This is a genomic window from Streptomyces sp. CA-278952 (genome assembly GCF_028747205.1).
Classification (GTDB): Bacteria; Actinomycetota; Actinomycetes; order Streptomycetales; family Streptomycetaceae; genus Streptomyces.
This window is the reverse complement of sequence record NZ_CP112880.1, coordinates 7,220,910-7,244,669: the sequence shown is the minus strand read 5'-3', so window position 1 is coordinate 7,244,669 and position 23,760 is coordinate 7,220,910. Positions and strand designations below refer to the sequence as shown.

The 23,760-nt window shown below is 71.5% G+C and carries 1 protein-coding gene; it reads left to right on the top strand.

Annotated features, from left to right (window positions below):
• The first annotated feature begins 15 nt into the window (after nt 1–15).
• On the top strand, nt 16–23,760 hold the full coding sequence (locus tag N7925_RS31810; protein WP_274345897.1) for a non-ribosomal peptide synthetase/type I polyketide synthase: 23,745 nt from the start codon (nt 16–18) through the stop codon (nt 23,758–23,760).

Genomic DNA, 23,760 nt, shown 5'->3' with positions numbered 1-23,760 from the left:
AGGCATAGGTGCAGCATGTCTACTACGGAAGATCAGCTCCGCGACTACCTCAAGCGCACGACCGCCACCATGCGAGACTACCGGCAACGGCTGCGCGAGGTCGAGGAGAAGGCCCAGGAGCCGGTTGCGGTGGTGGGGATGGCGTGCCGGTTCCCTGGGGGTGTGGAGTCTCCGGAGGATTTGTGGGAGTTGGTGCGCGAGGGCCGGGACGCGGTGTCGGGGTTCCCGACGGGGCGCGGGTGGGACCTGGAGGAGTTGTACGACGCCGACCCCGACCCGTCGCGGACCGGGAAGGTGTACGCGTCGGGTGGTGGTTTCCTGCACGAGGCGGACCGTTTCGACGCGGGGTTCTTCGGGATCAGCCCGGTGGAGGCCGCGGCGATGGATCCGCAGCAGCGGTTGCTGCTGGAGAACGCGTGGGAGGCGGTCGAGCGGGCAGGGATCGACCCCACCTCGCTGCGCGGCAGCGACACCGGAGTCTTCACCGGCCTGATCGTCCAGGAGTACATCGGCGCGCTGACGGAGCTGCCGGACGCGTACGAGGGTTACGTCGGAACCGGCAACACCTCGAGTGTGGCGTCGGGGCGTATCTCCTACACGCTGGGCCTGGAGGGCCCGGCGGTCTCCGTGGACACCGCCTGCTCCTCGTCCCTGGTGGCCATCCACCTGGCGGTCCAATCGCTCCGCAGGGGCGAGTGCACCATGGCACTGGCCGGCGGCGCGACCGTCATGGCCACCCCCCGGACCCTGATCGAATTCAGCCGCCGACGCGGGCTGTCGGCGGACGGACGCTGCCGCGCCTTCGCCCAATCCGCACACGGCACCGGCTTCGCCGAAGGCAGCGGCCTGCTCCTCCTCGAACCCCTCTCACGAGCACGAGCCAACGGACACCGGATCCTGGCCCTCATCCGCGGCACCGCCACCAACCAGGACGGCGCCAGCAACGGCCTCACCGCACCCCACGGCCCCTCCCAGGAACGCGTCATCCGCACCGCACTCACCGACGCCAACCTCCTGCCCGCCGACATCGACGCCATCGAAGCCCACGGCACCGGCACCACCCTCGGCGACCCCATCGAAGCCCAGGCCCTCCTCAACACCTACGGCCAGGAACGAACCACGGACACCCCCGTCTACCTCGGCTCACTCAAATCGAACATCGGCCACACCCAAGCCGCCGCAGGCGTCGGCGGCGTCATCAAAATGATCAAAGCGATGGAACACGCCACCCTCCCCCAGACCCTCCACGTCGACCAGCCCACCACAAAGATCGACTGGACCCAAGGACAGCTCAAACTCCTCACCGCCCCCCTCCCCTGGCCCGACCACAACCGGCCCCGACGAGCAGGCATCTCCTCCTTCGGCATCAGCGGCACCAACGCACACCTCATCCTCGAACAGGGCGAACCCGAGCCGGATCTGATACCCGACGGTACAGAGCCCGCCGATGCGGACTCCGCCCCGCCCGCTCCCTGGATCCTCTCGGCCAAGACCCCACAAGCCCTCCAGGACCAGGCCGCCCGGCTCGCCGCCCACCTCACGGCCCACCCCGAGACCCGCCCCGCCGACATCGCGCACACCCTCGCCACCGGCCGCACCCGCTTCGCCCACCGCGCCCTCCTCACCACCCACGACCACCACAGCGCACTCCGCGCACTCGCCGACGACACACCGCACCCCGGCGTCGTCCAGACAGTCGGCGAGCCGCTGACCGGACAGCCCCGTACGGTCTTCGTCTTTCCCGGCCAGGGCTCCCAGTGGCCCGCGATGGCGCAGGAGTTACTCGCCTCCTCGCCGGTGTTCGCCGAGCGGATCCAGGAATGTGCGCGGGCCCTCGCCCCGCACGTCGACTGGGACCTCCTGGACGTGCTGCACCGCCGGGAGGGCGCGCCCTCGCTGGAGCGGGTGGACGTGATCCAGCCGGTGCTGTGGGCCGTGATGATCGGTCTGGCCGCGCTGTGGCAGTCCAAGGGGGTACGTCCGGCCGCGGTGATCGGGCACTCCCAGGGGGAGATCGCCGCGGGCTGTGTCGCGGGGGCCCTCACCCTGGAGGACTCCGCGAAGATCGTGGCGGTGCGGAGCCTGGCGCTCGGCAGCCTGGCGGGCACCGGCGCCATGGCCTCCATCGCCGCACCGGCCGCCGAGGTCCGCGCACGGCTCGCGGCGGACTCCGACGGGGTCGAGATCGCGGCGATCAACGGCCCGTCGTCCACGGTGGTGTCGGGTGCCCCGGATGCCGTGGACGCCCTGGTGACCCGCTGCCACGCCGACGAGATCGCGGCGCGCAGGATCGCCGTGGACTACGCCTCGCACTCGGCGAGCGTGGAGCCGCTGCGCGAACGGCTCGTGTCCGAGCTGGCCGGCATCGTCCCGGTCGGCTCCGACATCGCCTTCTACTCCAGCGTGACCGGCGAACGGCTCGACCCGACCCGCCTCGACGGCGCGTACTGGTACCAGAACCTCCGCGGCTCGGTGGAGTTCGAGCGGGCGGTCCTCGCCGCGGCCGCCGACGGACACCAGGTCTTCGTCGAGTCCAGCCCGCACCCGGTGCTGACGGCGGGCATCGAGGAAGCGCTGGCGACCGGCGAGGCGACCACCGTGGCGGTGGGCTCGCTGCGCCGTGACCAGGACTCCGCACAGCAGCTCCTGGACAACGCGGCCCGCCTCTACGCCCAGGGCGTATCGGTGGACTGGTCGTCGGGGCTGCCGGGCGGGCGCCCGGTGGAACTGCCCACGTACGCCTTCCAGTACGCCTCCTACTGGCTCCCCAACACCACGGGCGCCCCCAGCGGGGACGCGGCGGGCCTGGGTCTGGGCGTCGCCGCCCACCCGTTGCTGGGCGCCGAACTCCAGCACTCGGACGGGCGGGGGTGGTCGTTGACCGGCCGGATCTCGCCGCGCACGCATTCCTGGCTGGCAGACCACGCGATCGGCGCCGCCGTGCCGCTGCCCGCGAGCGTCTTCGTCGAACTGGTCACCGCCGTCGGCGACCGTGCCGGAGCCGACCGCATCGACGAACTCACGCTCGGCACCCCGCTGTTCCTCGCCCCGGACTCTTCGGCCGACCTCCAGGTGACGGCCGATGCCCTCGCGGACGAGCGCTGGTCGGTGCGCGTGCACGCGCGCACCGCGGGAGAGGACGAGCCCTGGACGTGCCACGCCACAGGTGTGCTGTCCCTCGGCGACGGGACGGCCGCCGCACTGCCCGCCCCGCGTCCGCGCGACGCGTCCCCCGTCGACGTCGGCACCCTCTACGCCGACCTGGCGGAAGGCGGCTACGCGTACGGCTTCGCCTTCCGGGCGGTCACCGCCGCCTGGCGCGACGGCACGGACCTCCATGCCGAACTCCGTCTCCCCGACGGTCTCGACACCACCGGTTACGGCATCCACCCCGCACTCCTGGACGCCGCGCTGCACCTGACGGCGCTGGACGCGCTGCCCGCCGTCCGGCAGCCCGCCGTGCTCTCCGGAGTGGAGCTGTACGCGTCCGGGGCCGCCGCCGTGCGGGTACGGATCAGCCCGGTCTCCGAAGGGACCTTCGAGATACTGGCCACCGACGTCGTCGGGCTGCCCGTCCTGCACATCGCGGAAGTGACCCTGCGCCCGGTCGTCGCGGTCGACACCTCGAACGCGGACGTGACCGAGCAGGAGCGGGACACGCTGTTCGCACTGGACTGGCCGGTGTTCGGCAGGACGGACGGCAGGCGTCCCGCCGAAGCCGAAGGCCACAACCGTGGTCACCGGAAGTGGGCGGTCCTCGGAAGCCAGGACCCGGCTATCGCGGGCGCGGTCCGCCATGCCGACCTGGGCGCTCTGGTGCGTGCCGTCGAGGCGGGCGCCGACGTTCCCGAAGTCGTGCTCGTGGCGGTGCCGCACGGTGCCGGCGGCACGGACGGCGGCGATCACGGGGCGGTGGCGGCCGCCGCGCACGCCGCCGCGGCGCACTGTCTGGAGCTCGTACAGCAATGGCTTTCGCAGGAGCGGTTCAGTACGACGCACCTCGTCCTGGTGACCCGCGGCGCGGTGGCGGCCACCGCGGACGAGGACGTACCGGACCTGGCCGGCGCCACCCTCTGGGGTCTCCTGCGATCCGCCCAGTCGGAACACCCGGGCCGCTTCACCCTCCTCGACATCGGGGTCGGAGCCGCTGTCGACGCCGAGGACGTCCGCACCGCCATTACCACAGGTCTCAGCCGTGACGAACCCCAACTCGCCTTGCGTGAGGGCCAGTTGTCGGCACCTCGGCTGCGCAGGACGGCTCCGCGGGGCGGAGGCGCCGAGCCGGCGTCGAAGCCCGCGGGCCCGCCTCTGAACCCTGCGGGCACGGTCCTGATCACCGGTGGCACCGGCACGCTCGGCGCACTGCTCGCACGCCACCTCGTCACCCGGCACGGGGTGACCCGGCTGCTGCTGACCAGCCGCAGCGGCCCCACCGCCGCAGGCGCCGACACACTGCACGACGAACTCACCGCACTCGGCGCCCAGGTGACCATCACCGCCTGCGACACCGCAGACCGCGACGCACTCGCCCACCTCCTGTCCACCGTCCCACCGCAGCACCCCCTCACCGCCGTCGTCCACACCGCGGGCATCACCGACGACGCCGTACTGGAAACCCTCACCGCGCCCCGGCTGCACACCGTGCTACGGCCCAAGGTCGACGCGGCCTGGCACCTGCACGAGCTGACCCGGAACCTCGACCTGTCGGCGTTCGTCCTCTACTCCTCCGTCGCCGGACTCCTCGGCAACGCGGGCCAGGCCAACTACGCCGCCGCCAACTCCTTCCTCGACGCCCTCGCCCAACACCGCAGAGCCCACGGACTGCCCGCCACCTCACTGGCCTGGGGACTCTGGGAGAACGCGAGCGGCATCACCGCCGCGCTGGACGACGCCGAGCGCACACGCATCCGGCGCTCCGGCATCGCCCCGCTGTCCGACGCGCAGGCGCTGGCGCTCTTCGACCTGTCGCTGCACGCCGCGCCGCCGCTCCTCGCCCCCGTACGGCTCGACATCCCGGCCCTGCGCGCCCAGCCCGCCGCGCCACCGCTGCCCCCGATACTGCGGCGCCTGGTGCGGCGTCCCCGTAGGGTCGCGGCCGGTGCGGCCGAGGCCGCCTCGTCCACCGGCGGCGACGGCGGGTCGCGGGGCCGTGAGGAAATGGAGCTGGTACGCGCCCTGCTCACCCGGCACCCCGCGGTGCGGCACGCTGTGGTGGCACGTCGGAGCAACGAGTCCGGAGCACACCGGTTGGTCGCCTATGCGGTCCCGGAGGAGGCCGGATTCCACGCCGCGCTCGTCCTCGACGACCTCGCCGACCGGCTGCCCCTTCCTCTGTCGGCCCTCACCGCCGTAGGGCCCCGTGACCTGCCGCCTTCCGCCGCCCTGCCCGCCCCCGAAACCGCCCCGACCGGTCCCGGCGCACCGCGCACCGCACGGGAGGAAATCCTGTGCGCCCTGATCGCCGAGGTGCTCGGCCTGGCGGCCGTCGGCCGCCAGGCCGGGTTCTTCGACCTGGGCGGACACTCGCTGCTCGCCACCCGCCTGATCAGCCGGATCCGCAGCGTGCTGGGCGTGGAGCTGGCCGTCGGCACGCTGTTCGAGACGCCGAACGCGGCCGCGTTGGCCGAACGGCTCGACGTCAGCGGTGACGGCGGGCGGCGCCCCGCCCTGCTCCCGGCACCGCGACCGGACACGCTGCCGCTCTCCTTCGCCCAGCAGCGCCTGTGGTTCCTGCACAAGCTGGAGGGCCCCTCCGCGACGTACAACGTGCCCCTTGTCCTGTGGTTGAGCGGCGAGCTGGACCGCGGAGCGCTGGAAGCGGCCCTGTACGACGTGGTGGCACGGCACGAGTCGCTGCGCACCGTCTTCCCGGAGCAGGACGGGCTGCCCCGTCAGGAGATCCTGGGCACCGACCGGGCACGCCTGGAACTGCACACCGGCGACGTCGCGCCCGAGGGGCTGACGGCGGCGCTCGCGGATGCCTCGCGCCACGAGTTCGACCTGTCGGCGGACATCCCGATCCGGGCCCGGCTGCTGCGCACCGGGCCGCAGGAGCACGTCCTGGTCCTGGTGCTGCACCACATCGCGGGCGACGGCTGGTCCGTCGTACCGCTGGCGCGCGACCTGGCCACCGCGTACCGCGCACGGGGCGGGGGCGAGGGCCCGCAGTGGGGGCCGCTGCCGGTGCAGTACGCCGACTACACACTCTGGCAGCGCGAACTGCTCGGCGACGCTGACGACCCCGACAGCCTGTTCGGGCAACAGGTCGCGTACTGGCGTGCGCAGTTGGCGGAACTTCCCGGCCAGGTGACCGCGCCCACGGACCGGCAGCGGCCGGCCGTCGCCTCGTACCGGGGCGAGGTCACCCGGTTCACCCTGGAGCCCGGCCTGCACCGGGAGCTGAGCGATCTGGCCAGGGCTCACGACGCCACCGTCTTTATGGTGCTGCACGCCGCGATGGCCGCCCTGCTGACCCGTCTGGGAGCAGGTACCGACATCCCGCTGGGCAGTGGTGTCGCGGGTCGCATGGACGAAGCCCTGGACGACCTGGTGGGCTTCTTCGTCAACATGTTGACGCTGCGCGCCGACACCTCGGGTGATCCGAGCTTCACCGAACTCATCGGCCGGGTGCGGGAGACCAGTCTCGCCGCCTACGCCCATCAGGACGTACCGTTCGAGCACTTGGTGGAGGAGCTCAACCCGGAGCGCTCCAGCGCTCATCACCCCCTCTTCCAGGTCGCGTTGACCCTCCAGAGCAATGAGCGAGCCACGTTCGACATGCCCGGACTGCGGGTGCGCCCGGAGCTCGCCGGCACCGGAACCTCGCGCTTCGACCTGTTCTTCAGCCTCACCGAGAGCCACGGCGGGGACGCCGAACCCACCGGGATCGACGCGTACGTCGAGTACGCGACGGATCTCTTCGACGCCGCCACCATCGAGACGCTGATCGCGCGCTGGACCCGAATGCTGCACGAGATGGCGGCCGACCCCGGGCGCACCCTCGCACAGAGCGACCTCCTCACTGCCGCGGAGCGCGACGAGATCACGGGCGGCTGGGCCGACCTCGCGGCACCGCACGACGGACCGGCCCTGGTCGAGTCCTTCGAAGCACACGCGGCCCGCGCCCCGCAGGCCCTCGCCGTGGTCGCCGACGGCGAACACCTCACCTACGCGGAGCTCGACGCACGGGCCAACCGCGTAGCGCACTGGCTGATCGGCCGGGGCATCGGACCCGAGCAGACCGTCGCCGTCGTGTTCGAGCGTTCCGCCGCACTGACGGTCGCCGTCCTCGGTGTGCTCAAGGCCGGTGCGGCGTACCTGCCGATCGACCCGGACTACCCGGGCGACCGGGTGACGCACATGCTCACCGACGCGCGTCCCGCGCTGGTCCTCACCACCGTCGCGCTGGCGGGAAGCCTGCCGGAGACCGCCGGGGTCGCCGTCGCCGCCCTGGACGCCCCCGGCACCCGCACGGCCGTGGACAGCTGCCCTGCGAACATCCCGGGCGACCGGGACCGGACCGCCCCGCTGCGGCCGTCCCACCCCGCCTACGTCATCTACACCTCAGGATCCACCGGCCGCCCCAAGGGTGTCGTGGTCCCGCACCGGGGCCTCGCGAGCCTGGCGTCGACCCTGCACAGGGAGTGCCGCGTCGATGCCGACTCCCGGGTCCTCCAGCTCTCCTCGCCCAGCTTCGACGCCTCCGTGCTCGAAATGGTGATGGCCTTCACCTCCGGGGCCGCACTGGTCGTCGGAGCCCGGGACCGGCTCGTCGGTGAGGAGCTGGCCCAGGTTCTCGCCGACCGGCGGATCACCCACGCGCTCATTCCGCCGTCGGTCCTCGCGACACTGCCCGCAGGGTCCGCCGAGCGGCTGACGGACTTCGCGACCCTGATCGTGGGTGCCGAGGCCTGCCCGCCCGACCTGGTCGAGCGGTGGTCCGCCGGGCGGCTGATGGTCAACGCGTACGGGCCGACCGAGTTCACCGTCTGCGCAGCCATCAGCGGCCCGCTCGCAGGCAGCGAGGCCCCGATCGGCGGTCCCGTCGACGACGCCCGCGCCTACGTCCTGGACGAGCAGCTGCGGCTGGTACCCCCGGGTGTGCGGGGAGAGCTCTATCTGACGGGCGCCGGGCTGGCCCGCGGCTACCTCAACCGGCCGGGCCTCACCGGCGAGCGTTTCATCGCCGACCCCTATGGGGCCGAGGGCTCCCGGATGTACCGCACCGGCGACATGGCACGGTGGACGGCCGACGGCCGGCTGCACTTCGCCGGGCGGGCGGACCAGCAGGTCAAGATCCGGGGCTTCCGGATCGAACCGGGGGAGATCGAGGCCGCGCTGCGCGAGCGGCCCGGCGTCGCACGCGCCGTCGTGGTCGTCCGCGAGGACACCCCGGGTGACCAGCGCCTGGTCGCCTACGTCGTACCCGAAACGGACGGTGCCCCGCCGCGGGACACCCCGCCCGGCACGGACCCGTCCGTCCCGGCCGACACGGACGCCTCCGCTCAGGACGAGGCCGACGCCAGGACCCCGGCCCCGGCCGCCGTCACCGAGCAGATCGGCGAATGGCGGGACATCTACGACTCCGTGTACGCCGGAGCCGACGCCGAACGCCCCGGCCTGGGACACGACTTCACCGGCTGGAACAGCTCCTACGACGACGCCCCGATCCCGCTCGACGAAATGCGCGCCTGGCGCGACGCGGCCGTCGCCCGGATCATGGAGGCCGCCCCGCGTCGCATCCTGGAGATCGGCGTCGGTTCCGGTCTGCTGCTCGGTCCGCTGGTGCCGCAGGTGGAGACGTACTGGGCGACGGACTTCTCCGCGCCGACGATCGAGCGGCTGACCAGCCAGGTCGAAGCGGCCGGCTGGAGCGACCGGGTGACGCTCGACTGCCGGTCGGCCGAGGTGACCGAGGGGCTGCCCGTCGGATACTTCGACACCGTGGTCCTCAACTCGATCGTCCAGTACTTCCCGGACGCCGACTACTTCTCCCGGGTCCTGGACGGAGCGCTGAACCTGCTGGCCCCGGGTGGGCGCATCGTCGTCGGCGACGTCCGCAATCGGGCTTCGCTGCGCGCCTTCCAGACCGCGATCCACTCGCAGCGCGCCGACGCCTCGGGCGTCGCCGAGTCCGGCAGCGACCGGATGAGGGCCTCGGTCGAGCGCGCCATGGTGGTGGAGAAGGAACTGGTCATCGATCCGGACTTCTTCACCGTCTGGGCGCGGGGCCACGCCACCCTGGGCGCCGTCGACATCCGCCTCAAGCGCGGCGCCGACCACAACGAACTGACCCGGCACCGCTACGAGGTGGTGCTGCACAAGAGCGCACCGGCCACCGTGCCGTGCTCCCTCGCCGACCTCCCCGAGCTGGTGTGGGGCCAGGACCTCGACGGGCTGGCCGCGCTGCCCGCCGCACTGGCCCGGCACTCCGGCCCGGTCCGGTTGACCGGCCTGGTCAACGACCGCCTCTCGGCGGAGGTCGCCGCCGCGCGCGCCCTGGCACAGGGGGAGTCCACCGACCGCATCCGCCGCCGCCTGAACGGCACCGGCGCCGCATCCTCCACGGAGCCCCGGCCCAACGGGGTGGACCCCGAGTCCCTGCACGCCTGGGCGGCGCGGCACGGCCACCGCGTTCTGACGACCTGGTCGCCGCGCACCGCCGACGCATTCGAAGCGGTGTTCCTGCCCGACGGCGACCCGGCGACGCCCGGCACGGTGTCGCCCCACACCGTGTACACGGATCTCTACCGCCCGGCGGCCACCGCGGGATCGCTCCGGTCCCTGGTCAACAACCCGCTGGGGACGCGTACCACCGGCCAACTGCTGGCGGGCCTGCGGGACGCGCTGCGCGAACGGTTCCCCGCGTACATGGTCCCGTCGGCCGTCGTGGCGATCGAGGAACTGCCCCTGACGCCCAGCGGCAAGCTGGACCGTCGTGCGCTGCCCGCGCCCGACTACACCTCGGCGGACCGCCGCGCGCCCAGCACGCCGCGCGAGGAGGCCCTCTGCACGCTCTTCGCCGAGGTGCTCGGCCTGACGGAAGCCGGTGTGGACGACGCGTTCTTCGACCTGGGCGGGCACTCGTTGCTCGCCACCCGCCTGATCAGCCGCATCCGCGGCACGCTCGGCGTCGAACTCCCGCTACGGGTCCTCTTCGAGTTCCCGACGGTGGCGGGACTGGCCCAGTGGCTCGACGCCGCGGGGACCGGGCCCATCGACGCCCCGCGCCGCCCGGAACTGGCACCGGGGCAGCGCCCCGACGTGCTGCCGCTGTCCTACGCGCAGCAGCGGCTCTGGTTCCTCCACCAGTTGGAGGGTCCGTCGGCGACGTACAACATGCCGTTGGCGCTGCGCCTGACGGGCGAGCTCGACGAGGCCGCGTTGCGCGGGGCGCTGGACGATCTGCTGGCGCGTCACGAAGCCCTGCGCACCGTCTTCCGCGACACCGAAGGCGGCCGGCCCGAACAACTGGTCCTACCCGCCGGACACATACGCCTCAACTGGCAGACCATGCGCCCCGACGCGGCGGACCTCCAGGACGCACTCGCCGCAGCGGCCCGCCACGCCTTCGCACTGGACACCGACATCCCCATACGCGCAACCCTGTTCAGCACCTCCCCCGACGAACACGTGCTACTGATCCTCCTGCACCACATCGCGGGCGACGGCTGGTCGCTGACCCCCCTGGCCCGCGACCTGATGGACGCCTACACCGCCCGCGCGCAGGACCGCACCCCGGACCTGGCACCGCTGCCGGTCCACTACGCCGACTACACCCTCTGGCAACGCGAACTGCTCGGCCAGAGCACCGACCCCGACAGCACACTGAGCCGACAGGTGGCGTACTGGCGCGAACAGCTCGCCGACCTCCCCGAGCTGGTGACCGTCCCGACCGACCACCCCCGACCCGCCGTGGCCACCTACGCCGGCGACGCACAGCCCTTCCACATCAGCGCCGAACTGCACACACGGATCACACAGGTGGCACGCGCATGCGACGCCACGATCCACATGGTGCTCCAAGCCTCCCTCGCCGCACTCCTCACCCGCCTCGGCGCAGGCACCGACGTGCCGATCGGCAGCCCCATCGCCGGACGCACCGACGAAGCACTCGACCACCTCATAGGCGTCTTCATCAACACCCTCGTCCTACGCACCAACACCACAGGCGACCCGACCTTCACCGAACTCATCGGCCGCGTACGGGAAACAAACCTCGGCGCCTACGCCCACCAGGACGTCCCCTTCGAACACCTGGTGGAGGAGCTCAACCCGCAGCGCTCAACCGCCCACCACCCCCTCTTCCAGATCATCCTCACCCTCCAGAACAACGAACAACCCCACTTCGACCTCCCCGGACTCCACGTCCGCCCCGAAGCCCTGCACTCCGGAGTCTCCCGGGTCGACCTCACCCTCAGCCTCACCGAACAACACGACACACACGGACAACCCGCAGGCATCGAAGGCTTCGCCGAGTTCGCCACCGACCTCTACGACCCACACACCATCACCACCCTCACCACCCGCTGGACCAACTACCTCACCACCCTCACCACCCAACCCCACCAACCCATCACCCACCCCGACATCCTCACCGCGCAGGAGAGCGAACGCTTCCAGGCGGACTGGGAGGCGGCGGCGCATCCCCCCGCCGCACGGACGCTCGCCGAGGCGTTCCGCGCCCGGGTCGAGAGCGAGCCGGACGCCGTCGCGGTAGTGGCGGGCGAGGTCTCGCTGACGTACGCACAGCTCGACGCGCGGGCGGACCGGCTGGCCCGGGACCTCGTGCGCCGAGGCGTCGGCACGGAACGCGTGGTGGCGCTCGCCATGGCACGCTCGGCGAGCTTCGTGGTGGCCGTGCTGGCCGTCATGAAGGCGGGCGGCGCCTACGTCTCGCTCGACGAACGGTACCCACAGAGCCAGATCCGGCTGATGTGGACGGACAACGAGGTCACGCTCCTGCTGACCGACAGCGCCTCGCGCGTGCCTGAGTTCGTGCCCGCGTCTCAGGTGCTGCTGCTCGGCGCGGCAACCGCCACGGACACCACCGACGCCCCGGGAGCGGCTCTCGCATCCGGCGATGCAGCGAACTCTGCACCCCAACGCCTCTATCAATGCGACCAGTTGGCGTGCGTGATCTACACGTCGGGTTCCACGGGCAAGCCGAAGGGCATCGCACTCACCCACGCCGACATCACGGCGCTCGCCGACGATCCGACCGTCGGCCGGCACCCCGAGCGCGTGCTCCTGCACTCACCGACCGCCTGGGACGCGCTGCCCCTGGAACTGTGGATGCCGCTGCTGCTCGGCGGCCGGGTCGTCATCGCGCCGGACGTACGGCTCGACGCGGCGGCCCTGCGTGACATCCTCATGGAGCACCGCATCACCTCGATGTGGATCACGGCGGGTCTGTTCAAGGTGATGGCCGAGGAGTGCCCCGAGGCCTTCGTCCACATGAAGCAGGTCTTCACCGGTGGCGAAGTGGTACCGCCGCAGGCGGTCCGGCGGGTGCTGGACGCCTGCCCGCAGACCGCTGTGATCAATGGTTACGGCCCCGGCGAGACGACCACCTTCGCCACCCTGCACGTGATGGCGTCGCAGGACGCACTCGCGACGAGCCTGCCCATCGGCCGCCCGGTCACCGGCATGCGGGTCTACGTCCTCGACGACCGGCTGCGGCTGACTCCGCCCGGCGTCCCGGGCGAGCTGTACGTGGCCGGGACCGGCATGGCACGCGGTTATCTCGGCCGCCCCGGCCTCAGCGCACAGCGCTTCGTCGCCGACCCCTACGGCCCCGCGGGTGCACGGATGTACCGCACGGGCGACCTCGCCCTCTGGAACGGCACGGGCCAGGCCGAGTTCGTAGGCCGCGCCGACCATCAGGTCAAGGTCCGCGGCTTCCGCATCGAGCCCGGCGAGGTCGAGGCGGCGCTGCGCGGGCTGGACGGCGTGACGCAGGCCGCCGTAGTAGTGCACGAGGTCCAGGAGGGCGACCGCCGTCTTGTCGGCTACGTCGTGGCCAAGGAGGGCGCCGACCTCGCCGACGCGCGGGATCTGCTGCGGCTCGTCCTGCCGGAGTACATGGTGCCGTCGGCCGTCATGCCGCTGGCCTCCCTGCCGTTGACGCTCAACGGCAAGCTGGACCGTCGTGCACTGCCCGCGCCCGACTTCTCCTCCCAGGTCGGCGGACGGGAGCCGCGCACGAAGCAGGAGAAGGTGCTGTGTGCGTTGTTCGCCGACGTGCTCGGCCTGAACCGGGTCGGCGTGGACGACCGGTTCTTCGAACTGGGTGGCCACTCGCTGCTCGCCACCGTGCTCGTCAGCCGCATCCGCGGGGAACTCGGCGTCGAACTTCCGCTGCGCGCCCTGTTCGAGACGCCGACCGTGGCCGGACTCGCCGCGCGGCTCGACGAGGGCACCGGTCTGGACCTGTGGCCGCGCCCGGAACTGCGCCCGGCGGTCCGTCTGGAGGCGCCGCCGCTGTCCTTCGCGCAGCAGCGGCTCTGGTTCCTCCACCAGTTGGAGGGTCCGTCGGCGACGTACAACATGCCGTTGGCGCTGCGCCTGACGGGCGAGCCGGACCGGGAGGTGCTGCGGGCCGCGCTCGATGACGTCGTGGCGCGCCACGAGTCCCTGCGCACCCTGTTCGCGGACAGTGCCGGGACTCCCCGCCAGGCCGTCCTCGCCCCGGACGAAGCCCGGGTGACGTTCACGGCCACCGACACCACGGTGACCGAGCTGACCGGCGCGCTGGAGAGGGCAGCACGGTACGCCTTCGACCTGGCCGCCGAACTGCCCATACGGGCGACCCTGTTCAGCACCTCCCCCGACGAACACGTGCTGCTGATCCTGCTGCACCACATCGCGGGCGACGGCTGGTCGCTGACCCCCCTGGCCCGCGACCTGATGGCCGCCTACACCGCCCGCGCGCAGGACCGCACCCCGGACCTGGCACCGCTGCCGGTCCACTACGCCGACTACACCCTCTGGCAACGCGAACTGCTCGGCCAGAGCACCGACCCCGACAGCACGCTGAGCCGGCAGGTGGCGTACTGGCGCGAACAGCTCGCCGACCTCCCGGAACTGGTGACCGTCCCGACCGACCACCCCCGACCCGCCGTGGCCACCTACGCCGGCGACGCACAGCCCTTCCACATCAGCGCCGAATTGCATACACGGATCACACAGGTAGCACGCGCATGCGACGCCACGATCTACATGGTGCTCCAAGCCTCCCTCGCCGCACTCCTCACCCGCCTCGGCGCAGGGACCGACGTGCCGATCGGCAGCCCCATCGCCGGACGCACCGACGAAGCACTCGACCACCTCATAGGCGTCTTCATCAACACCCTCGTCCTACGCACCAACACCACAGGCGACCCGATCTTCACCGAACTCGTGGGCCGGGTGAGGGAGTCGAGCCTCGGCGCGTACGCCCACCAGGACGTCCCCTTCGAGCACCTGGTGGAGGAGCTCAACCCGCAGCGCTCAACCGCCCACCACCCCCTCTTCCAGGTGATGCTCACCCTCCAGAACAACGAACAACCCCACTTCGACCTCCCCGGACTCCACGTCCGCCCCGAAGCCCTGCACTCCGGAGTCTCCCGGGTCGACCTCACCCTCAGCCTCACCGAACAACACGACACACACGGACAACCCGCAGGCATCGAAGGCTTCGCCGAGTTCGCCACCGACCTCTACCACCCGCACACCATCACCACACTCACCACCCGCTGGACCAACTACCTCACCACCCTCACCACCCAACCCCACCAACCCATCACCCACCCCGACATCCTCACCACACACGAGTACCACCAGGTGCTCACGGCGTGGAACGACACCTCGCACGAGGTGCCCGACACCACCCTGCCGGAGCTGTTTGCGGCGCAGGTCGCACGCACCCCGGACGCCCTCGCGCTGGTCCACGAGGCCACGGAGCTGACGTATGCGCAGCTCGACGCCCGCAGCAACCTGCTGGCCCACCAGTTGATCGAGAGGGGCGTACGGCCCGGTGGCACCGTCGGCGTGGCGCTGCCGCGTTCGGTGGAGCTGGTCGTGGCGCTGCTGGCCGTGCACAAGGCCGGTGCGGCGTACCTCCCGCTGGATCTGGACTATCCGGCAGAGCGGCTCGCCTTCATGCGTGCCGACGCCAGGCCCGAGCTCGTACTCGACGATCGCAACGCCCTCGCCGCCCTGACCGGCGCGGCCACCTCGGACGGTACGCACGGGCCGTCCGTGGCGCTCTCGCCCGAGCTTCCCGCGTACGTGATCTACACCTCGGGTTCCACGGGCACGGCGAAGGGTGTCGTGGTCCCGCACCGCGGGGTCGTGAACCGGCTGCTGTGGATGCAGGACGCCTACCGACTCGCGCCCGACGACCGGGTCCTGCAGAAGACCCCGTCGAGCTTCGACGTGTCGGTGTGGGAGTTCTTCTGGCCGTTGATCACCGGTGCGGCGCTGGTCATGGCCGCGCCCCAGGGGCACAAGGACCCGGCCTATCTCGCCGAGCTGATCAGGACGCGACGGATCACCACCGCGCACTTCGTTCCGTCGATGCTGGACGTCTTCCTCGCCGAACCCGCCTCCGCGCGGTGCACCACGCTGCGCCGGGTGATCTGCAGCGGCGAGGCGCTGTCCGCCGCTCTGGCGGAGCGCTTCCGGTCAACCGTCGGAGCCGAGTCGACTGTCGGTGCCGAACTGCACAACCTCTACGGCCCCACCGAAGCCTCGATCGACGTCACCGCCTGGCACTGTCGCGCGGACAGCGGGGTGGTGCCGATCGGCCGCCCGGTCTGGAACACTCGCACCTATGTGCTCGACGCGACGCTGCGCCCGGTCCCGCCGGGTGGCACCGGAGAGCTCTATCTGGCCGGCACCCAGCTGGCTCTCGGCTACCTGAACCGTTCCGGGCTGACGGCCGAGCGGTTCATCGCCGACCCGCACGGTCCCGCGGGATCCCGGATGTACCGCACCGGGGACCTCGCCCGCTGGACCGGGGACGGGATGCTGGAGTTCCTCGGCCGGTCGGACGACCAGGTCAAGATCCGCGGGATCCGGATCGAACTCGGCGAGATCGAAGCTGCGTTGACCCGTCACCCGTCCATCGGCACAGCGGTGGTCGTGGCCCGCCAGGATCAGCTGGCCGCCTATCTGGTGCCCTCGGCGGACTTCTCGACGCCCCCCGGCGCGGAGGAGATCCGTGCGTACCTCGGCACCTCGCTGCCCGCCTACATGATTCCGGCGGCCTTCGTCACCTTGCCGCAGCTGCCGCTGACCACCAACGGCAAGCTGGACCGTCGTGCGCTGCCCGCGCCCGACTTCTCCGCCCGGGTCGGCGGACGGGAGCCGCGCACCGAGCACGAGAGCTCGCTGTGCGCGGCCTTCGCCGACGTACTGGGGCTCGATACGGTCGGCGCCGACGACGACTTCTTCACCCTCGGCGGCCACTCGCTGCTGGTGATGCGACTGGTGAGCAGGGTCCGGGACCGCCTGGGCGTGGAGATCCCGGTGCGCGCCGTCTTCGACGCCCCGACGCCCGCCGGGCTCGCGCTGCACATGGACGCGGACGGACAGGCCAGGAAGCGGCTGACGGCGGGCGAGCGGCCCGAGGTGCTGCCGTTGTCGTTCGCGCAGCAGCGGCTGTGGTTCCTGTACGAGCTGGAGGGTCCGTCGGCGACGTACAACATGCCGTTGGCGCTGCGCCTGACGGGCGAACTCGACGAGGCCGCGTTGCGCGGGGCACTGGACGATCTGCTGGCGCGTCACGAAGCCCTGCGCACCGTCTTCCGCGACACCGAAGGCGGCCGGCCCGAACAGCTGGTCCTGCCCGCCGGACACATACGCCTCAACTGGCAGACCATGCGCCCCGACGCGGCGGACCTCCAGGACGCACTCGCCGCAGCGGCCCGCCACGCCTTCGCACTGGACACCGACATCCCCGTACGCGCGACCCTGTTCAGCACCTCCCCCGACGAACACGTGCTACTGATCCTGCTGCACCACATCGCGGGCGACGGCTGGTCGCTGACCCCCCTGGCCCGCGACCTGATGGCCGCCTACACCGCCCGTGTGGACGGTCGTGCCCCGGACCTGGCACCGCTGCCGGTCCACTACGCCGACTACACCCTCTGGCAGCGCGAACTGCTCGGCCAGAGCACCGACCCCGACAGCACACTGAGCCGACAGGTGGCGTACTGGCGCGAACAGCTCGCCGACCTCCCCGAGCTGGTGACCGTCCCGACCGACCACCCCCGACCCGCCGTGGCCACCTACGCCGGCGACGCACAACCCTTCCACATCAGCGCCGAACTGCACACACGCATCACACAGGTGGCACGCGCATGCGACGCCACGATCCACATGGTGCTCCAAGCCTCCCTCGCCGCACTCCTCACCCGCCTCGGCGCAGGCACCGACGTGCCGATCGGCAGCCCCATCGCCGGACGCACCGACGAAGCACTCGACCACCTCATAGGCGTCTTCATCAACACCCTCGTCCTACGCACCAACACCACAGGCGACCCGACCTTCACCGAACTCATCGGCCGCGTACGGGAAACAAACCTCGGCGCCTACGCCCACCAGGACGTCCCCTTCGAACACCTCGTCGAAGAACTCAACCCCCAGCGCTCAACCGCCCACCACCCCCTCTTCCAGATCATCCTCACCCTCCAGAACAACGAACAACCCCACTTCGACCTCCCCGAACTCCACATCCGCCCCGAAGCCCTGCACTCCGGAGTCTCCCGGGTCGACCTCACCCTCAGCCTCACCGAACAACACGACACACACGGACAACCCGCAGGCATCGAAGGCTTCGCCGAATTCGCCACCGACCTCTACCACCCACACACCATCACCACCCTCACCACCCGCTGGACCAACTACCTCACCACCCTCACCACCCAACCCCACCAACCCATCACCCACCCCGACATCCTCACCACACACGAGCAGGAACAGCTCCTCCAGGCTCAGGAGCAACCCGAGCACCCCGGCCCAGAAACCGCCTGGATCACTGATTTCCAGGACCTGGCGTCACGCATCCCGGACGCCACTGCCCTGGAGCACGACGGCAGGGCCGTGACCTACGGCGAGCTCAACGCCCGGTCCAACCGCGTCGCGCACTGGCTGACGGGGCTCGGGGTCGGCGAGGGCACGGACGTCGCCGTACTGCTGGACCCGTCCTTCGACCGCGTCGCCACCTTGCTCGGCGTCCTCAAGACCGGCGCCGCGTGCCTGGCACTGGACCCGGCCCACCCAGCCGCGTACACGACACGCCTCATCAACGAGGCGCATCCCGCGCTGGTGATCACAGCAGGCCCGGCCGCAGATCACATCGTGGGCCCGCTGCCCGACGCGTGCGTCGCCGTGTCCCTCGACGGGCACGACGCGGCGGCCGTCCCGCGGACACGCCCGCAGACGGGCCCCGTGCGAACGGATCCGGCCGACCCAGCCGCCTGGACGCGCCCGGCATTCGTGACGTACGCGGCCGGCGCCGACGGGCGCCTGGCCCGCGTCGTCGTACCCCATCCGCACCTTGCCCGGCTCGCACGCTCACTGCGCCACGGGGCCGCTGTGAACGGCGACTCCCGCGTCTCGCACCTGGCATCGCCCGGTACCGGCGCCGAACTCCTCGAACTGGCTGCACTTGCGACGGGAGCCGCACTGGTGCTCGCCGGAGCGCGCGAGCCGGCGGGCGAAGAGCTGGCCCGGGTGCTCGATGAACACCGGATCACCTACACGGTGCTCGCGCCGTCGCAGTTGGCCTCGCTCGCCGGCGACGCGATGCCCTCGCCGGCCGGGGTGACCACGCTCGTGGTCACCGGCGAACCGGATGCGCCAGGACTCCTCGCGCGTTGGTCGGCGGGCCGCCGGATCCTGCGGGCCCTCGGGTCCGTCGGGCTGCCGCACCTCGACCCGACGGCCCATGTGCTGGACGGACGACTCCGCCCGACGCCGTACGGCGTACCCGGATCCCTGTACCTCGTCGGCTCCGGCCCGGCACCAGAGGACACCGGTGCGGTCGGCAGCAGCACGGCGTGGATGCCTGCCGCACTGCGCGGTCCGGCAGGGGCATGGATCTACCGCACCGGCGACGTGGCGCGCCGCGAGCGCGACGGCCGCCTGCGGCTGCTCGGCCGGGACGACGCGCGCGTCGTCCTGCGGGGGACCGCCTTCGCCCTCGCCGAGGTCGAGACGGTACTGCGCGAGCGGCCCGGCGTGACCCAAGCGGCCGTGTCGCTCCACGAGGACGCGGCGGGCGAACGGCGAGTGGTCGCCTATGTGGTCCCCGCCGTCGCCAACCAGTTCTCCGCCACCCGGGTGCACGAGGAGCTGGCGGAGCTGCTGCCCGCTCCGCTGGTGCCGTCCGCGGTGGTGGTGCTGACCGCCCTGCCGATCGCCTCCGACGGAACGCTGGACCGCCGGGCGCTGCCCGAACCGGACTACGCGCCGCTCACCGAACGCGCACCGCGCACCGCGCGCGAAGAAGTGCTGTGCGGGCTGTTCGCCGAGATGCTCGGTGTGACCAAGGTCGGCGTGGACGACGGATTCTTCGGCCTTGGCGGGCACTCGTTGCTCGCCACCCGGCTGGTCAGCCGCATTCGCAGGGAACTCGGCGTGGACCTGTCGCTGCGTGCCCTGTTCGAGACACCGACCGTCGCCGGGCTCACACGACGCCTCGACGAGGCCGACGCACAGCAGCGCGCCGCCTTGGTGCCCGTACAGCGGCCCGAGGTGCTGCCGTTGTCGTTCGCGCAGCAGCGGCTGTGGTTCCTGTACGAGCTGGAGGGTCCGTCGGCGACGTACAACATGCCGTTGGCGCTGCGCCTGACGGGCGAGCTCGACGAGGCCGCGTTGCGCGGGGCGCTGGACGATCTCCTGGTGCGTCACGAAGCCCTGCGCACCGTCTTCCGCGACACCGAAGGCGGCCGGCCCGAACAACTGGTCCTACCCGCCGGACACATACGCCTCAACTGGCAGACCATGCGCCCCGACGCGGCGGACCTCCAGGACGCACTCGCCGCAGCGGCCCGCCACGCCTTCGCACTGGACACCGACATCCCCGTACGCGCAACCCTGTTCAGCACCTCCCCCGACGAACACATGCTACTGATCCTCCTGCACCACATCGCGGGCGACGGCTGGTCGATGACCCCCCTGGCCCGCGACCTCGTCGCGGCGTACACCGCCCGTGTGGACGGTCGTGCCGCACGGCGGGAGCCATTGCCGGTGCATTACGTCGACTACGCGCTGTGGCAACGCCAGTTGCTGGGTGACGCCACTGATCCCGGCAGCACGCTGAGCCGGCAGGTGGCGTACTGGCGCGAACAGCTCGCCGACCTCCCGGAACTGGTGACCGTCCCGACCGACCACCCCCGACCCGCCGTGGCCACCTACGCCGGCGACGCACAGCCCTTCCACATCAGCGCCGAACTGCACACACGGATCACACAGGTGGCACGCGCATGCGACGCCACGATCCACATGGTGCTCCAAGCCTCCCTCGCCGCACTCCTCACCCGCCTCGGCGCAGGCACCGACGTGCCGATCGGCAGCCCCATCGCCGGACGCACCGACGAAGCACTCGACCACCTCATAGGCGTCTTCATCAACACCCTCGTCCTACGCACCAACACCACAGGCGACCCGACCTTCACCGAACTCATCGGCCGCGTACGGGAAACAAACCTCGGCGCCTACGCCCACCAGGACGTCCCCTTCGAACACCTGGTGGAGGAGCTCAACCCGCAGCGCTCAACCGCCCACCACCCCCTCTTCCAGATCATCCTCACCCTCCAGAACAACGAACAACCCCACTTCGACCTCCCCGGACTCCACGTCCGCCCCCAAGCCCTGCACTCCGGAGTCTCCCGGGTCGACCTCACCCTCAGCCTCACCGAACAACACGACACACACGGACAACCCGCAGGCATCGAAGGCTTCGCCGAGTTCGCCACCGACCTCTACCACCCACACACCATCACCACCCTCACCACCCGCTGGACCAACTACCTCACCACCCTCACCACCCAACCCCAACAACCCATCACCCACCCCGACATCCTCACCACACACGAGCGCAAGGGCATCGTCGCGGAGTGGGACGCCACCCGTGGGGAAGTCCCGTGCGAAACGGTTCCCGAGCTCTTCGCCGCACAGGCCGCCCGTACCCCCGACGCGACCGCCCTCGTCCACGACGGCACCGAGTGGTCGTACGCCACGCTCGACGCACGGGCCACCCGCATCGCGCACTGGCTGGCAGCACACGGAGCGGGTCCCGGACAGCTCGTCGCGGTACTGCTCGATCGCTCCCCCGATCTGATCGCCACCCTGCTCGGCGTCCTCAAGACCGGCGCCGCCTACCTGCCTGTCGACCCCGAGTACCCGGCATCCCGCGTGGCGCACATGCTCACCGACGCGCGTCCGGTCCTGGCGGTGACCACCGCAGTGCTCAGCGGGATGCTGATGGACGGGACGGGCACCCCCACCCTCGCCCTGGACACCCCGGACGGCCTGTCCGCGCTGGACGCGCTGCCCGACACGGCACTGCCCGGCACGACTTCGGTGGGCATCGGCGGGCCGTTCGACCCGGGCCACCCGGCGTACGTCATCTACACCTCGGGTTCCACCGGCACGCCCAAGGGTGTGGTGCTGCCCCACGGTGCGCTGACGAACTTCCTCACGGACATGGCAGTGCGGTTCCCGCTCGGTGCCCGGGACCGCTGGGTCGCGGTGACCACCGTCGGGTTCGACATCTCCGCCCTGGAGATCTACCTGCCGCTGCTGCACGGGGCGACCCTGGTGCTCGCCGGCCGCGACACCGTCCGCACGCCGGCCGCGCTGGCCGACCTCATCAGGGACAGCGGGGCCACCCTCGTCCAGGCCACCCCCACCCTGTGGCGTGCGCTCGCCGACGAACGGCCGGAGGTGCTCGACGGGTTGCGCGTCCTGGTGGGCGGCGAGGCCCTCCCCGCCGACCTGGCGGGGACTCTGGCCGGGCGTGCGAAGGCCGTGACCAACCTGTACGGGCCGACGGAGACCACCATCTGGTCCACCGCCTCCGCCGTCCTGCCGGGCACGCCCCCCGGCCTCGGTGGGCCGATCCTCAACACCCGTACCCATGTGCTGGACGAGGGCCTGCGCCTGGTTCCCCCGGGTGCGCCCGGTGAGCTGTACATCGCCGGTGCCGGTCTGGCCCGGGGCTATCTCAACCAGCCCGGGCAGAGCGCCCAGCGGTTCGTCGCCGATCCCTACGGCCCGCCCGGTTCAAGGATGTACCGGACCGGGGACCTCGTCCGCCGGACCGAGGGCGAGGGTCTGATATTCCTCGGCCGCGTCGACCAGCAGGTGAAGATCCGCGGTTTCCGGATAGAGCCGGGCGAGACCGAGTCGGCGCTGCGGGCACAGCCCCAGGTGTCCGATGCGGTCGTCGTCGTGCGCGAGGACCGGCCGGGCGACCGCCGGCTGGTGGCGTACGTCGTCGCCGACGCGGACGCCGACCTTCCCCAGATCCGTGACGCGCTGCGGCAGCGGCTCCCGGGGCACATGGTGCCCTCGGCCCTCGTACCGCTCGATGCGCTGCCGATGACGCCGAACGGAAAGCTCGACCGGCGGGCCCTGCCCGCGCCCGACTACGCGGCCTCGGTCGGCCGTGCGCCGCGCACACCGGGTGAGGAGGTGCTGAGCGCCCTGTTCCGTGAGGTGCTGGGCACCGACCGGGTCGGCGTCGATGACGGCTTCTTCGACCTGGGCGGCCATTCACTGCTCGGCGCCCGGCTGATCGGCCGCATCCGCAGTGTGCTCGGCGTCGACATCCCGCTGCGGGCCCTGTTCGAGACGCCGACCGTGGCCGGGCTGGCACGACGGCTGGACGGGGGCAGGAGCACGGGTGACGCGTTCGACGTGGTGCTTCCGCTGCGTACCCGGGGCGGGCAGGCGCCGCTGTTCTGCATCCACCCGGGTGGAGGGCTGAGCTGGTCGTACGCGGGTCTGCTGCCGTACCTGGACGCGAACATCCCGGTGTACGGCATCCAGGCCCGCGGACTGTCCACGCCCGGCCATCTCCCTCGGTCCGTCGAAGAAGTGGCCGACGACTACCTCGCCGAGATCACCCGTATCCAGCCGCACGGCCCGTACCGCCTGCTGGGGTGGTCCTTCGGAGGGGTCGTGGCCCACGCCATGGCCGCCAAGCTGCGCGAACGCGGCGACGAGGTGCCCCTGCTCGTCCTGCTCGACGCACAGCCCGCCCGCCCGCGCACCGAGGAGGAAGTGGCGGAAGAGGCCCAACTGGACACCGCCATGGTGTATCTGACGCTCCTCAAGGCCATCGGAGCCGACCCGAGGCAGGACGTGGACAGCGGGCAGGACGCAGGGGGTGCCGCGCTGACGTACGAGGAGTTCACCCGGCTCGCGCGCGAGCGCAACTCCGTCTTCGCCGACTTCGAAGAGGAGCAGTTCGCCGCGATCCTCCAGGTCATGATCAATGACATCCGGATCAGCCCCGCGTACCGGCACGCACGCGTGCGCACCGACGCGTTGGTCTTCGCGGCCACGGACAAGCCCAAGGACCGGCTCAGCGCGGACATGTGGGACTCGTACATCGACGGCACCATCGATTTCCACGAGGTCGACTGCGAACACGCCGCGATGGCGACTCCGGGTGCGCTGAGCGTGATCGGCCCGATCCTGGCCGACAGGCTCCACCGACTCGCCGGCCGGCCCCCGGCAACCGGGGAAGAGGGCACCGCCTGA

Bases quoted from the DNA above. Each gene is read 5' to 3' on its own strand.
- N7925_RS31810 (WP_274345897.1), top strand. From the start codon at position 16: ATGTCTACTACGGAAGATCAGCTCCGCGACTACCTCAAGCGCACGACC.